The following is a 14,481-nucleotide window of genomic DNA, read 5'->3' as shown; positions in this document are numbered from 1 at the left end:
ACCTCATTTTATGTCAATTCGGCTTATATGTTCTTTTTTTGAAGATATATCGAATAAAAAGATTATGATTGTATTTCCATTAAATGTAATTTAATTCATTATATAACTAATTGTTTTTATATCGTAAGAGTTGGTTCATATATGGATATAACCAATATATGATGATGGGTTATAGAGAGGCTAAAATGAGAACAGGAGTACCAAGTACTCCTGCTTTGCGTTCGCTATCTTTTCTAGATCTTTTTATTAGTGCTTGGTGTTGTCTGAAACAGAATCTTCAGATGATTCAATTTTATCAATACCTGCTTGAAGAATGTGAATCAACTGTCTAGCTATGTCTGTTGTGAGCCAAAGTGTCTTATCTACAACTGCGTTTTCTGGATGATGTTCGTTTTCAGGAAGATAATGTAAACGCAACATCATGGCATCGTAGATGTCAACGGTACTAATGTCCCAGCCTACAACAGGATGTGTCTGAATAACTTCATTTTTTCTACTCATAATACCTCCTAATCATACAACCGGTTTTGACTAAGAGAGAAGCTCCCACACAAAGTGGTTACTTTTCAGTATACGAGATTTATCGTGATTAAAAAGATAAATTTTTGTTATAACAAAAAAATGTGTGCTGGCTCTGATAAAAGAGTAATGCACCATTAACAGTCGAACAAATGTTATATGGTGCATTTTAGATAAATATCAAGGGGAAGAATTAATCGACAGTGATATCCCAATGAATATTTTCATTTGCTAAGAAAGGAATAAGCGCTTCATTACCACAAAGGATTTGCGCTGGTGCCTCAACCGTTTTTTCAGTTAATGTGATTGTTCCTTCATTAACAGGTAAACCATAAAAACGAGGGCCATTTAAAGAGCAAAAAGCTTCAAAGTTTTGTAATGCATTGAGTTCTTTAAATACGGTTGCGTAAGCTGCCAGTGCGGTTGGTGCATTAAATACTCCTGCACAACCACAAGATGATTCTTTACGGTGTTGTAAGTGAGGTGCAGAATCTGTACCTAAGAAAAAGCGAGAGTTTCCTGATGCAACAGCTTCTCTTAGTGCTTCTTGGTGAACGTTGCGTTTAAGAATAGGTAAGCAATATAGATGAGGTTTAACTCCACCAACCAACATATGATTACGGTTAAACATCAAATGTTGCGGAGTGATGGTGGCTCCAAGAAATTCGTTTCCTTCTAACACATACTGAGCTGCTTCTTTAGTTGTAATGTGTTCAAAAACAATTTTTAGCTCAGGAAATTGCTTGCGTACAGGAGACATAACTCCATCAATAAAACGTGCTTCTCTATCAAAAATATCAATATTTGAAGCGGTTACTTCGCCGTGGATCAGCAATGGCATACCGATTTTTTCCATCACACTTAAGATAGGGTAAATCTTTGTGATATCTGATACGCCATGACTGGAGTTGGTTGTTGCATTTGCAGGATAAAGTTTACAAGCAGTAAAAACACCTTGTAAGAAACCTTGTTCGACTTCTGAAGGCAGTGTGCTATCTGTTAAATAGCAAGTCATTAACGGTTCGAAGTTATCTCCCGTAGGAATAGCCGCTGTGATGCGATCACGATAAGTGCGAGCAGCTTCAATCGTTGTAACAGGTGGAACAAGGTTTGGCATGACAATAGCTCTGCCAAAATAGCGACTGGTATAAGGAACAACAGTTTTTAGCATGTCATCATCACGAAAGTGAACATGCCAATCATCAGGACGGCGAATAGTGAGGGTGATAGGTTGTGCAGTGGTCATATACCGGCTCCGTGTGTCTTAGGAAAATCGAAAGATCAAGGATTGGATTGGACTAGATAGTCAAGCCGGAAATGAATGCTAATACGAAAACGATTAAATAGCTACTATTTAATCGCATTTTTTTATTATGTTTTTGGAATTATGTAAGGTAAAACAGAGAATAAAATCAAAAGGTTACGAGGGTGACACAAATAGAAATGGCTCCTCCAACTGGACTCGAACCAGTGACATACGGATTAACAGTCCGCCGTTCTACCGACTGAACTATGGAGGAACATCATTAAGTGGCGTGTATCATATAGTGAGTGATTTGATATGTCAAAGGGCAATCGACGATATTTGTTTAAGTGCGTAGATAAACAACATATTGTGTGTTTCTAAAACTGATAATCTAATAATGGGGAGGTAAGCATTTTTTAATGGTTATTTTCTCTACATTGAAGACTGAAAATAAAGATAAAAAATAAAGAGATAACGTATTTGAGACGACTATGAGATCTGAAAAATAAAAGGGAAGAAAATAGGAATGGTATTGATAATAGAGAAGGTAGAAAGCAAAAAGCCCGCACTATAATAGCGCGGGCTTTTCTAAATTTGGCTCCTCCAACTGGACTTGAACCAGTGACATACGGATTAACAGTCCGCCGTTCTACCGACTGAACTATGGAGGAAGCGAGTTCTCGTGAGAACGAGACGGATAATAGCGAGGGTGATGAAGTTTGTAAAGTAAAAAAAGTGAAATAATAGTTTAAGTGGTTAAAAAATAACTAATTTATAGTTTTTAAATCAAATAAAGTGGTTTTGAGTTTAAAAAATAGTCAGTGGAGAGGTGTTGATTTAAATGATCCTATAAGAACGCACGCTTTTATTGATGACTTTGAGTTAACGTGGAATTGAAATAGCAGATGCATAAGACGGAGATGTAAAGAATACAAAGGAAATAAATAAAAAATGAAGGAATAAAAATAGCTGATGAGTAGAAAGCAAAAAGCCCGCACTGTGATAGTGCGGGCTTTTCTAAATTTGGCTCCTCCAACTGGACTCGAACCAGTGACATACGGATTAACAGTCCGCCGTTCTACCGACTGAACTATGGAGGAAGCGTGTTCTCGTGAGAACGAGGCGAATAATAGCTATCCTCAGTCACCTTGTAAAGTAAAAAAATGAAAAAAATAACTGTTTGCTCAAGAGAGCATCAGATTGTTTCTTTTTTGATAAAAATGTATAAAAAATAAATGGTTATCAGTAGAAATAATACTCGAAATTATATTTCTACTAGATGAAATATGTCTTACCTTGGTAAGAAAAGATAAGGTACTTTTTTAAAAGAAAGTTTTTCAAACTATTTAGTAATACAATCTGACGAATTCACAGGCTAAATTGAAGAATCAGAGACTATGGATACTACGAATTTATCAACACCGATAGTATTAGAGTTTGAGCATTTTAAAAGAACACTTCTTCTACATACAAAAGATAAAGACGGGGGGTGGGATACGGTTGTCTCTGGTCTAGCGTTATGTCGGTATAGTTCTATTACAGAATCAGAAGGCTGGATGTATGAACCAAGTTTGGCTATTGCTGCGCAAGGTGCAAAGCAGATAACAATAGGGGTAGAGACAAATTGCTATCGTCCTATGAATATGCTTTTAACATCATCAGAAATACCCACTTTTGCTAAAGTTTGTGAGGCTTCAAAAGAAACGCCTTTTTTAGCAATATTGCTAAAATTAGATCTCGCTCTATTACCTGAACTGTTAGCTGAAAATAAGTTTGAATTACTACAAGAAAATAACGAGATCCGAGCTCAACAAATTGTTCAAGTAACCGCACCAATCCTACAAGCAGTAACAAGGCTTATAAAACTAATAGATACACCCGAAGATGCACCGTTTATTGCTCCTTTGATCCAAAAAGAGATCCTTTATTACTTATTACGATCAAACGATGGCGCGCGTCAGCAACTACTAGCTTCGCAACATCCTCAGTGCCGGCAAATTAGTCATGCTCTTGATTGGATTAAACAACATTATCGCGAAACAATCCGAATTGAGGATCTAACAACGTTAGTGGGTATGAGCACCTCTTCATTTCATTTCCACTTTAAAAATCGAACTGGCATGACACCATTGCAATATCAAAAATGGTTACGACTAAATGAAGCGAGAAGGATCATGCTAATTGAAATGAGTGATGTTTCTAAAGCAGCATTTACTGTGGGTTATGAAAGTCCATCACAGTTTAGTCGTGAATATCAGCGATTATTTGGATTGTCGCCACTAAAAGATATTCAACGATTAAAAGCCTCTAGTTCAGAAAGGGTATCTTTGGATTATTAGGCAAGAATAATGGATAAATGAGTTAAAGTAGTAATAGATAATTGCGTTACAGTCAGTTTATTAACTATGTGTATATAAAGGAGTTTAAACGTGACGAATGTTTTTATTATTAATGCGGCAAAAGAGTTTGATGGGTCTGAAGGGAAGCTCAATGACCATTTGACGCAAGTTGCCACAGAATTATTGTCTTCACATCATATAAATGTGCAATCAACACGTATTGATAATGGTTATGATAATGACGAAGAAGTCGATAAATATTTATGGGCTGATGTTATTATTTATCAAATGCCTGCCTGGTGGATGGAAGGGCCTTGGATCTTAAAAAAATACATTGATGATGTATTTAGTGCTGGATACGGAAAAATGTTTATTGATGATGGCCGTACGCGAAAAGATCCTTCGAAAAAATATGGCTCGGGGGGATTATTGCAAGGCAAGAAATATCTTCTTTCTGTAACTTGGAATGCACCTTTTGAATCTTTTGAAGAGCAAGAACAGTTCTTTGAAGGAAAAGGAATTGATGCTGTCTATTTCCCATTCCATAAAGCGAATCAATTTTTAGGTATGGAAGGATTAAAAACCTTCGGAATGTTTGATGTGGTGAAACAGCCACAAATTGAACAAGATATTAAAGCGTATAAAAAACACTTAGAACAAGAAATAGTTGGGATCGCTGATTAGATATTTCTCTTGCTAGATATAAATTAGCTATCTATTAGTCAATCAAAATAACGATACAGATTGGATTTAGGTAGCTGATTTAGATGGTGAAAGCTAAGAAAGCAAAAAGCCCACACTATGATAGTGCGGGCTTTTCTAAATTTGGCTCCTCCAACTGGACTCGAACCAGTGACATACGGATTAACAGTCCGCCGTTCTACCGACTGAACTATGGAGGAAGCGAGTTCTCTTGAGAACGAGGCGCATAATAACGATGATATATCAGAGTGTCAACGTTAAAAGTGGGTTAAATATCTATTTGGTTGCTTTATCAACAAAGTGGCTAAATAATAGAAATTATTCCCCGTGTTTTATATGTAACACGGAGAATAAATTAGGCTTGAGGAGATAATTGTGATGCTGCAATTGATTGTTGAACGGGATCAAATGCCATCAAGTACACATCGTAAAAATGAATTTCTTGTTTTTTACTAATAATCTCACGAATGTCTTCTTTTATTTGTAGAGATATCGCTGGGTGCTGGTGGATCTCATTTATGGCTTCATCAGAGAGTTTTTCAAAAGTATACCATTCACCGTTATAACAAACTCTCAAATCGAGAACACCAATATCTTCAAATTTATAGATAGGCTTAATATCAAATAACAAGATACCAGCCATAACTAAAAACATCACAGTAAAAAGCACGAGTGAGATAACACCAAAGTAAGGTGAATAAATTAATAACGCAGCGAGTAATACATAAGAGAGAACCATGCTGATACATAACCAGATATGGTTCTTTAAAAATTGACTATTAAAATGTGGTTTTCCGTCTCTTTTCTCTGCTTTATTGATCCGGTCTAAATCACGCTCTAAGATTTCTTTTAATACATTCATTGTAAACACCTTAAGAGATGAATGTTGCAAACTTGTTTCTTGTTACTAGATTATCACGGGGACAAGATAAGCGGGTAGAACAGTTTTTTTTAAATCTGGCATTAACTGTTATTGTTAGGCTATTAAGAATATTCTTAGTTGTTGTTAATAATAGAGATAAAATATCAAATAAATTTTATGCACAGTGATAAAAATAGAGGAAGAATTGTATTTTTAATGTGCAATTCGCATTTTTTTAATCTTTAGACGCATAAAACTATTGCTATTAAACTTGTCTCATGCGTTAATGAGTAAGGCCTCAATACAGACCTGATTTATGATTGACATTCTAAGTTAATGAGTTTTAAACAGCATCGCTTTTTGACCGTTTTCTTCATGTGTGCCCATAAGTTATAGGTAGTTCAGGCCAGTAGATGCCGAGAAGGCAACGTTTTATTGATATATAGGAAAGTCACATGTCTGACAAAATGAAAGGTCAAGTTAAGTGGTTCAACGAGTCTAAAGGCTTTGGTTTTATTACTCCAGCAGACGGAAGCAAAGACGTATTCGTTCACTTTTCTGCCATTCAAGGTAACGGTTTCAAAACTCTGGCTGAAGGTCAGAACGTAGAATTCACAATTGAAAACGGTGCAAAAGGTCCAGCAGCTGCTAACGTAACAGCTCTGTAATTTAAAGCCTTTTAAAAATTTTCTTCAAGCCTGTCACCTTATGGTGGCAGGCTTTTTCTTTATGGGTAAAATAAAGAAAAAGAGAATGATAATATTTATCAGGAGAGAAAATGCAGGTTAATGATAGCGTTGTTGTGAAAACTGATGGCATTGACGATCGTGAAGGAACAATTCTACTTATTGAAGAATTTAACGAAGGCATAATGTATTTAGTATCACTTCCCGAGTATCCAAAAGGAATTTGGTTTTTTAATGAAAAAGAGGGCGGAGAAGGAACATTCGTTAGACCAATACAGCAAAAGTGACTTACGTTTAGGTACTGTTCATTTACATTTTCAAATCAGCTACTTATACTTTTGTCAAATTTTAGTTAGGAGAAAACACCTTGGATACACAAAGTTGTAGGTTAATGAGAAATCCATTAACTGTGAATAATTTTAGTCAAAATAATAGGTAGGCTGTTTTCTTCACTGAAACTGCTTACCATTTTGGTGGGCAGTGCATTGTAATATCTCTTTCCTATATATTCCTATTCTGCACTTACCCAAATGATTTCCCTTATACAACTAAAATACGAAGGGTAACTTCATGTGCTACATTTTTTTCTCTTTATTTCCTCCACCTAAGGTGATGGATTAATTTCAATACTCTGAACTATCAGAGCAAAATTTTCATATCGATTTTAATCATCATGTAGAGGAAATAAACATGACGATGACGCCTTATATTTTAAATCTCATAATTGCAATGTGTCTTGGTGCTTTGATTGGCGCTGAACGCCAATGGCGGCAAAGAATGGCAGGGTTAAGAACAAATGCTTTAGTTGCAACGGGGGCGGCTGTTTTTATTTTAAGTTCAATAGAAACTTCGCTAGATAGCCCTGGTCGTATTGCAGCTCAAGTTGTTTCAGGTATTGGATTTCTTGGTGCTGGTGTGATCATGCGTGAAGGAATGAATATACGTGGTCTTAATACAGCCGCAACGCTTTGGTGTTCAGCAGGAATTGGCGTGTTATGTGGCTTAGGCTTATATCAATTAGCAACCATAGCTACACTTCTTATTCTTTGTGCGAATATTTTATTACGAGAAGCTGCTCAGCGGATAAACGCTCAGCCACAACATCAAGCGATAGACATTGAACAACGTTACTCAATACGAATTATTTGTCATGAAGAAGATGAGGTTTTAGTTAGAACACTCATTTTACAAGCAATAAATGGACTACATGTTAGATTACAATCTTTAAGTAGTGCTGATACATTGATGCCTAGCCAGTTAGAAGTTTGTGCTGAATTACTTGCAACACCTGTTGAGCAAAAAGAGATAGAGGCGATTGTTTGTAGAGTAAGTTTAGAGAAGAGTGTCAGTGCAATTAATTGGAAGATAGCGGCAGAGCATCCTGCTTAATGAGTTTTTTGAGAATAATGCCTTTCTAACCAAAGCTCCTTGTATTGATTATAGGAGCTTTTTGTCATCGAGATAACTAGATATCAACTTACAAAGTTATTTCAAAAAAGAATATAAGTATTGATAAAAGTTATAAAGAATATAACTTTGTAGTTTGTAAGTAATAGTTCTGTCATATTTCAAGCTGTTGTGTCGGGGATTACGCTTATTCGTATCAGTTACATACTTTTGTATGCTCTTAGTAAAGCATTCACTTTTGCCTATCCAAACCTCAAACTATTCATATCATCAACATAATACTTAATTTAAGAACTAACTCCTTTGATGAGAATAATGAGATCTTAGTCATATATTACGTATTATTACTAATATATAGAAATAAAGTATTTTGTTTGAGTAATTATTATTTTTGTAACTATTACTTTATGGAATAAAAAAAGGAAAAATCTATTCAAAAAAAGCTAATTAAAATACGCAATAGGGTGGAATATATTCATTTTCGTTTTAATAAAAACAAACATTTTACCTAAATTGATTAATACACAATTATTTGCATTGTGGTTAACCCGTATATAATGAGCTATGAATGAAAAATATTGAACAGCGCTCGAGTATATTTGGCGTGATTTCTCATCTTTATTAATCTCGCGCTTTAAGTCAATTTGATTTATCTCTGTTTATTTTGTTTTTAATAAACAGTAAAAACTAAAATCAAGTAAGCGATTGCTACTTATGGTTTACTTATTAAATGAGGTACTTAGGGGTATTGTAGGACAAAAAGTCGTTATTAAGGGGCTTAGCGCAGTATAGAATCTTGGGTTAAAATCAATGTTTTCCATTGATTATATTGGATTTTTTTTTTAATACCTAATTTATACTCTCAAATTATTTCAATGTATTTGGTGAAAATTTTATCAATATTTTCTATCGCATTTAATTTAAGTTTGATTTTTTGAGTAATGTTTTTAATTTAATCAAATTAGTCCCTCAAAAAATGGAGAAGAATTCAGGAAAATGGTGAGTTTAGACCGCTACAGTAAAGCTGATGAATTGCTGTGGTATGTAGTTTGTAATCACTAATCAATGATGAATGAAAATCTTTTGAAAGATTGTAGGATTTTTTGTAAAGGTCATGTAGAGAAAATGATACCAATAAGTAATCTTATAATAAGCGTAGAAAAATCACACCGCTCCTTTCATTCGATAAAATAATAATTTCAGAATTATATTGTTTATAACTTTGTCAAGGATGTAAATCTTACTTATTACAGAAAGAGAATTATCTTAGTATGAAATAGATGTGTCATTGGTATTTACAGTGGAAATATATATAAAAGATAATTGTGCCACTGACCTTTTTCGATTTACCAAAAAAGATAAAATCAAGTATAAGAGGAACGCTAATTAAAAAAAATGCCAGTATAAAAGAGTGAGCAATCATTTCATGTTTGCTTACTAAAAAACGATGTAACTCATTTCAATAGAACTGAAAGCAATACACAAAGTATTTGCATTCACGGCATGAATAAACTCAATTATTACTTTTGAAAAATACGGTTACAATATTTTTCAAAAGCTTTCTTTTCCAAAAATTTAGAACACTTTTGGGGTATAGAATACTAAGCATTGTTATTGGTTTTTAAGATTAATCTAATAAATGAGATGTGGGTCTTGATTATTTAGATACATCAATATTTTTATTAGGTTTTGATAGAGAGGAAAAGTCTTTTGAAACTCGAAATTACTCATAAAAAGGGTAATAAAATGAGTCAAATTAGTGGTTAGAATAGAAGAATATTTAGAGATATATTTTATCGTTTTAAGTAACGATATATCGATATTTAAATCTTTATGCTCTCCTAATCCCGTCAACATCAACTTTTGTTAAGTAATGATGTTGTTACGATGTCAGCACTTTTTGTTCTGTAATGTCTTGAGACTTATGCTAACTAGGTTGAAAAAAAGAAGCTAACCGAGTGATAAGAAGAAAAGTGAAACAATACTCATCATTTGTAAGAGCAAAACAAATTGCTGTTAAGAGTTGTTTTGGGGGTAAAAAGTAACATTTGATATTTTTTAGTTCTAGGTAATGCCAATAGAATAATCAATAAGATGTTATTTTGATCATATTTGCTTTTCTGTCTTTACATTGAAAAAGCTGATGTGTACAAGTGTTAACTCGGAGTTGTCGTATTTGTCATTACAGTCATTTATTGTGCAGAGGTAATGCTGATAACAGGAAAAACAGAATTTATATTTTGTCTTATTATTTTATGAATTAATTACTTTATATTGAAGATCTTGGGATCTTTTTTTATGGAATTGAAATTTATATTTCAAAAAATGTCTTTTTTTTATAACAAAAGAGGAGTGGTTATATAAAATATAATTAATAGAACTGTTTTTTTCTTTATGTTTTTTTACTGATCGTTATATTTTTAATTAATTTTAGGCTGTTTAATTAATATATATATCTATACAGTAAAAAAGTAAGGTGCTTTTAATTTTATTTTTAAATTTAATAAAGTATGGCTTTATTTTATAAAAAGATGATTGTTTTTTTGAAATTAACTTAAGCTAAATATTGTATTATTCTTATATTGCATTTTAAATTGATAATTAAATTTCAGGTGTTTTTTATTTAATTAAATAAAAAACATTCTTTTGATTTTATATTAATCTCGTTGAGATTTTAAATTCTCACTGTTCATAATATATACTGCAATTCATAAATAAAACTTATTTGTATGTGGATATTATTTCTCTGTGACTAATTTACAGCCAATAAAACTCTTATTAAGAGTTCTGTAATTTAAGTGTTAAATAGCACTTAATAAGTATTAGTTAAATTGCATTATTACAATTGAAACTTTAATGACGTGGAAATAAATATTCAATGATTTAAGGGTGAAGATGCATAACTAAGAATTTAATTTTATGTGACTTATCGTCCTGCCTAATAAATCAACCTTGGTATCATATTGATTTTAAAGAGTAATTTCAATTATGAAATAATGAAAAAATTTAGGATAACTATAAATAATTAGAATAGGTTATTTTTCAAACAAATTGTAAATAAAAAGTGATCATTTCTGAAGGTTTACGTAAATGATGAAAAAAATAATATCTATAGAAATATTTATTAAAATTGGGAAGCTTGTTTAGATAAAGATGAGGAGGAGATATATCAATATATGTTACTGTGATCAAAAAAATCTTCAATTGTGGATTTGTCAAATTTTTATGCTGTATTTTTAGGTTTATAAGTTTAATAGATCGTATAAAATAAAAAATTATCATTAATATTTTAATTTGGGTAGATTAGCTTATTAATTTACACCTAGTTTTATTACTTTTATCACTTGAATAGTTAATGAACTAATTCCATAATAATGATTATCTTTTTGTGATGTGACTCACATAGTATTTAAATTAGACTACTTTATCCGTTGAATAACTTAATCGTTAAGGAGTAAAGTTGTCGCGTTAGGATTATTCTTAACGAGCTATATTGGCGAGCATTTAAAGTTTACTTTTAATTTAAATGTTTTTTTCGCTACTTTTGAAAATGATCGTAACTAAGTAATACAAGGTAGTGTTACTACGTGTCATGTTCATAAAATGGGGCCTGGAGATTTAATATTACATTTATATTAATTTCCTCGGGATCTTTCATTAGAGAGATCCTCTTTGTTCAATATAATCGGACGGGATGTAAAGAGATGAGTACGGTTGAATTGCTTAAGCATATTTATGACATAAATTTATCGTATTTGCTTTTGGCGCAAAGGTTAATTAACCAAGAAAAGGCTTCCGCAATGTTTCGGCTTGGGATTAGTGACGCTATGGCGGATGCACTGGCAGAGCTTACATTGCCTCAATTGGTTAAGTTGGCTGAAACAAACCAACTAATCTGTAATTTCCGGTTTGAAGACAGCGAAACAATAGAACAACTCACTAAAGAATCTAGAGTGGATGATTTGCAACAAATCCATACTGGCATTCTTCTTTCTTCTAACTTGTTTCGTCAGTTATCGGAACAAGATACTACTGCGACAAAGAAACGGGCATAACAATGAGTGAGAAAAGTATCGTCCGAGAAGCGAAGGATATTCGCTTAGCAATGGAATTAATCACCTTGGGTGCCCGCTTACAGATGCTTGAAAGTGAAACTCAATTAAGTCGGGGGCGTTTAATTAAATTATACAAAGAATTAAGAGGGAGCCCCCCTCCAAAAGGAATGCTGCCATTTTCAACGGATTGGTTTATGACATGGGAACAAAATATCCATTCCTCAATGTTCTATAACGCCTATCGCTTTTTATTAAAAAATGGCGGTTGTGTTGGTGTTGAGGCTGTTGTTAAAGCTTATCGTTTATACTTAGAACAATGTCCACCTGTTAAAGATCAAGAACCTATTTTAGCACTAACAAGAGCATGGACATTAGTACGCTTTGTTGAAAGTGGCATGTTGCAACTTTCCGTTTGTACCAAATGTAATGGTTCATTTATTACACACGCACACCAGCCAGCTAGTAATTATGTTTGTAGTCTTTGCCAGCCACCTTCTCGCGCAATAAAAAAACGTAAACTTTCCGCCAATCCTGCCGATATTAACTTACAACTGTTGGATGGTCTTGAACAGTTTGCAATGTGATTCGAGATTGAAAGTTAAATATCAGGTTATAGAGCTTAGTTATCTATAACCTGAGCCGTTTCCTCTCCCCCTCCTATCTCTTGCTGCTATGTTCGCCATTCTCTCTATAACGAAATTAGCTAAAGGGATATCGCGTGTTAGTACTCTTAGGATATATCGTGGTTATGAGCGCCGTCATCGGGGGATATCTTCTCGTCGGTGGTAGTTTAGGTGCCTTGTACCAGCCAGCCGAATTTATAATCATCTTTGGTGCCGGTATCGGTGCTTTTATTGTGGGTAATAATGGTAGAGCAATTGTATCGACAATGAAGATCTTACCGAAATTACTTCGTAGTACAAATTACAATAAAGCGATGTACATGGATTTAATGGCACTCATGTTTCGTTTATTGTCAAAAGCCCGTCAAAACGGGATGTTGGCATTAGAGAGAGATATCGAAAACCCACAACAAAGTGACATTTTTTCCCAATATCCTCGCATTATGAAAGATGTTTATATGCTCAGTTTTATTACTGACTATATGCGTCTGATGGTGACAGGAAATATGAATCCTTATGAAATTGAATCTCTGATGGATGAAGAGATTGCAACTTTTGAGGAGGAAAGCGAAGTGCCTGCAACAGGCTTATCGGCGATGGGTGATTCATTACCAGCGTTCGGTATCGTTGCTGCGGTTATGGGTGTTGTTAATGCGTTAGGTGCCGCGGATAGACCTGCTGGCGAAATGGGCGTATTAATTGGACACGCAATGGTTGGTACTTTCTTAGGTATTTTATTAGCTTATGGTTTTATTTCGCCATTAGCTTCTAGACTCAGACAGCGCTCTAGTCAGCAAATGAAAATGATGGAGTGCATCAAAACAACATTGTTATCTAGCATGAATGGATATGCGCCACAGATAGCTGTTGAATTTGGACGTAAAACCCTCTTTCTGGCAGACAGACCTTCTTTTATTGAGTTGGAAGAACATGTACGTCAGGTACGGACACCAATGCAGGCAAATCCTGATGTAATGAAAGAAGAGTAATTATGAAGAGTAATTCACAAATCATTCGAGTTAAAAAGCGAGGAAGAAAGCAACATAACGCTCATGGCGGTGCATGGAAGATAGCTTATGCTGACTTTATGACTGCAATGATGGCTTTCTTTCTGGTGATGTGGTTACTTTCAATCTCTAGCCCGCAAGAATTAACTCGTGTAGCAGAATACTTTCGTACGCCATTAAAAGTTGCTATTGAAAAAGGGCGATTTAGTGGGGATGCAACCAATCCTATTCCTGGAGGCGGGCGTGATCCTGTTTATAACGAAGGTGATATTTTGCCAAAAGGCCAGGAAGATAAACAGCTCAATGAAAAACAACAATTCCGCCGATTAAAAGAGAATTTAGAACAAGTCATTTTAAATGATCCTAGATTAAAAGATCTGAAGCCTCATTTATTAATCGACATGATGGATGAAGGTTTACGCATCCAAATTATCGATAAAGCCAATCGACCTATGTTTAGAGTCGGTAGTGCTACCGTTGAACCTTATATGAAGGATATTTTGACGGCAATTGCACCTATTTTAAATGACACGCCATACAAAATTAGTTTATCGGGTCATACCGATGATATTCCTTATGCAAGTGGCGCTTTTAAATACAGTAACTGGGAACTATCAACGGATCGCGCGAATGCCTCTCGTCGAGAGTTAATTGGTGCTGGCTTAGGTGAATGGAAAGTGTTGCGTGTTGTGGGTATGGCATCAACAGTTCATTTAGTTAAAGAGGATGGTTTTGCACCTGCTAACCGACGGATCAGTATTCTGGTCTTAACGAAGCAAGCAGAACAAAAAATTGTACAAGAAAATGAGCGGGTTGCACCGACAGTAACTGAGGCTTCAGAAATTGAACCTCTACTTTCAGAGCAAGAAACCCCACAAGAAAAAGCAGAAAATACACAGACGGGTTCGTCTGTGTCTTCTGCATCTGAGCTTCCCGAATCAAAAAAGGAAAATGTTGAAACAGGAGTTTCTGGGGAAAGTTTGCCATCACAATCGACAAATATTACTACAAAGCAGGGAACAGCCCCCTAATTTG

General features: G+C 34.3%; 12 protein-coding genes and 4 tRNA genes. 9 read left to right on the top strand and 7 right to left on the bottom strand.

Translation table 11 applies throughout. The features are described from left to right. Nucleotides 1-246: 246 nt before the first annotated feature. The 5 genes from bssS to NBG71_RS07025 form a co-directional block, all read right to left on the bottom strand. Nucleotides 247-501: a biofilm formation regulator BssS gene (gene bssS, locus NBG71_RS07045; RefSeq protein WP_075673847.1), complete on the bottom strand. Its 255-nt coding sequence runs from the start codon at nt 499-501 to the stop codon at nt 247-249. A gap of 211 nt (nt 502-712) precedes the next feature. Next, nucleotides 713-1,765, bottom strand: a complete 1,053-nt coding sequence (pyrC, locus tag NBG71_RS07040) for a dihydroorotase (protein WP_075673848.1) — start codon at nt 1,763-1,765, stop codon at nt 713-715. Nucleotides 1,766-1,963: 198 nt separating this feature from the next. Continuing rightward, a tRNA-Asn gene (locus NBG71_RS07035) sits at nt 1,964-2,039 on the bottom strand. 321 nt (nt 2,040-2,360) lie between these two features. Beyond that, a tRNA-Asn gene (locus tag NBG71_RS07030) sits at nt 2,361-2,436 on the bottom strand. A gap of 353 nt (nt 2,437-2,789) precedes the next feature. Next, nucleotides 2,790-2,865, bottom strand: a tRNA-Asn gene (locus NBG71_RS07025). Between the two features lie 297 nt (nt 2,866-3,162). On the opposite strand from NBG71_RS07025, the gene NBG71_RS07020 reads away from it, so the two are divergent. Together NBG71_RS07020 and NBG71_RS07015 are read left to right on the top strand one after the other, a co-directional pair. Then, nucleotides 3,163-4,104 carry an AraC family transcriptional regulator gene (locus NBG71_RS07020; RefSeq protein WP_099660627.1) on the top strand — a complete coding sequence of 314 codons (942 nt, stop codon included), beginning with the start codon at nt 3,163-3,165 and terminating at the stop codon, nt 4,102-4,104. A gap of 90 nt (nt 4,105-4,194) precedes the next feature. Continuing rightward, complete coding sequence (locus NBG71_RS07015) at nt 4,195-4,788, top strand: NAD(P)H-dependent oxidoreductase (RefSeq protein WP_075673850.1); 594 nt, start codon at nt 4,195-4,197, stop codon at nt 4,786-4,788. A 142-nt stretch (nt 4,789-4,930) separates the two neighbouring features. On the opposite strand, the gene NBG71_RS07010 is transcribed toward NBG71_RS07015, so the two are convergent. Together NBG71_RS07010 and NBG71_RS07005 are read right to left on the bottom strand one after the other, a co-directional pair. Beyond that, nucleotides 4,931-5,006 (bottom strand) — tRNA-Asn (locus NBG71_RS07010). 155 nt (nt 5,007-5,161) lie between these two features. Continuing rightward, entirely contained in the window at nt 5,162-5,668 is a 507-nt protein-coding gene (locus NBG71_RS07005) for a YlaC family protein (protein ID WP_250916718.1), read from the bottom strand. A 455-nt stretch (nt 5,669-6,123) separates the two neighbouring features. On the opposite strand from NBG71_RS07005, the gene cspE reads away from it, so the two are divergent. From cspE to motB, 7 genes are all read left to right on the top strand, one after another. Beyond that, nucleotides 6,124-6,336: a transcription antiterminator/RNA stability regulator CspE gene (cspE, locus tag NBG71_RS07000; protein WP_004243573.1), complete on the top strand. Its 213-nt coding sequence runs from the start codon at nt 6,124-6,126 to the stop codon at nt 6,334-6,336. Nucleotides 6,337-6,446: 110 nt separating this feature from the next. Next, on the top strand, nt 6,447-6,641 hold the full coding sequence (gene dsrB, locus NBG71_RS06995) for a protein DsrB (protein ID WP_075673852.1): 195 nt from the start codon (nt 6,447-6,449) through the stop codon (nt 6,639-6,641). Nucleotides 6,642-7,044: 403 nt separating this feature from the next. Beyond that, a complete protein-coding gene (locus tag NBG71_RS06990) occupies nt 7,045-7,743 on the top strand; it encodes an MgtC family protein (protein WP_250916717.1) in 699 nt (232 codons plus the stop codon). Nucleotides 7,744-11,465: 3,722 nt separating this feature from the next. Further along, nucleotides 11,466-11,816, top strand: coding sequence for a flagellar transcriptional regulator FlhD (flhD, locus tag NBG71_RS06985; RefSeq protein ID WP_072063484.1), 351 nt, complete (start codon nt 11,466-11,468; stop codon nt 11,814-11,816). A 2-nt stretch (nt 11,817-11,818) separates the two neighbouring features. Further along, nucleotides 11,819-12,400 (top strand): flagellar transcriptional regulator FlhC, encoded by a 582-nt coding sequence (gene flhC, locus NBG71_RS06980; protein WP_006533207.1) that lies wholly within the window; start codon nt 11,819-11,821, stop codon nt 12,398-12,400. Nucleotides 12,401-12,534: 134 nt separating this feature from the next. Then, the gene (motA, locus tag NBG71_RS06975) at nt 12,535-13,428 is read left to right on the top strand and encodes a flagellar motor stator protein MotA (RefSeq protein ID WP_250916716.1); all 894 of its coding nucleotides are present in this window, start codon (nt 12,535-12,537) and stop codon (nt 13,426-13,428) included. Nucleotides 13,429-13,430: 2 nt separating this feature from the next. After that, on the top strand, nt 13,431-14,477 hold the full coding sequence (gene motB, locus NBG71_RS06970; protein ID WP_250916715.1) for a flagellar motor protein MotB: 1,047 nt from the start codon (nt 13,431-13,433) through the stop codon (nt 14,475-14,477). Nucleotides 14,478-14,481: the final 4 nt, after the last annotated feature.

The sequence above is a fragment of the Proteus sp. FZP2095 genome (assembly GCF_023701425.1).
Classification (GTDB): domain Bacteria; phylum Pseudomonadota; class Gammaproteobacteria; order Enterobacterales; family Enterobacteriaceae; genus Proteus; species Proteus cibarius.
This window is presented reverse-complemented; position numbering and strand designations above follow the sequence as displayed.

What these genes read in the sequence shown, in the direction of transcription:
- bssS (WP_075673847.1), bottom strand. Translation starts at nt 501, where the DNA reads ATGAGTAGAAAAAATGAAGTTATTCAGACACATCCTGTTGTAGGCTGG.
- pyrC (WP_075673848.1), bottom strand. Translation starts at nt 1,765, where the DNA reads ATGACCACTGCACAACCTATCACCCTCACTATTCGCCGTCCTGATGAT.
- NBG71_RS07020 (WP_099660627.1), top strand. Translation starts at nt 3,163, where the DNA reads ATGGATACTACGAATTTATCAACACCGATAGTATTAGAGTTTGAGCAT.
- NBG71_RS07005 (WP_250916718.1), bottom strand. Translation starts at nt 5,668, where the DNA reads ATGAATGTATTAAAAGAAATCTTAGAGCGTGATTTAGACCGGATCAAT.
- cspE (WP_004243573.1), top strand. Translation starts at nt 6,124, where the DNA reads ATGTCTGACAAAATGAAAGGTCAAGTTAAGTGGTTCAACGAGTCTAAA.
- dsrB (WP_075673852.1), top strand. Translation starts at nt 6,447, where the DNA reads ATGCAGGTTAATGATAGCGTTGTTGTGAAAACTGATGGCATTGACGAT.
- NBG71_RS06990 (WP_250916717.1), top strand. Translation starts at nt 7,045, where the DNA reads ATGACGATGACGCCTTATATTTTAAATCTCATAATTGCAATGTGTCTT.
- flhD (WP_072063484.1), top strand. Translation starts at nt 11,466, where the DNA reads ATGAGTACGGTTGAATTGCTTAAGCATATTTATGACATAAATTTATCG.
- flhC (WP_006533207.1), top strand. Translation starts at nt 11,819, where the DNA reads ATGAGTGAGAAAAGTATCGTCCGAGAAGCGAAGGATATTCGCTTAGCA.
- motB (WP_250916715.1), top strand. Translation starts at nt 13,431, where the DNA reads ATGAAGAGTAATTCACAAATCATTCGAGTTAAAAAGCGAGGAAGAAAG.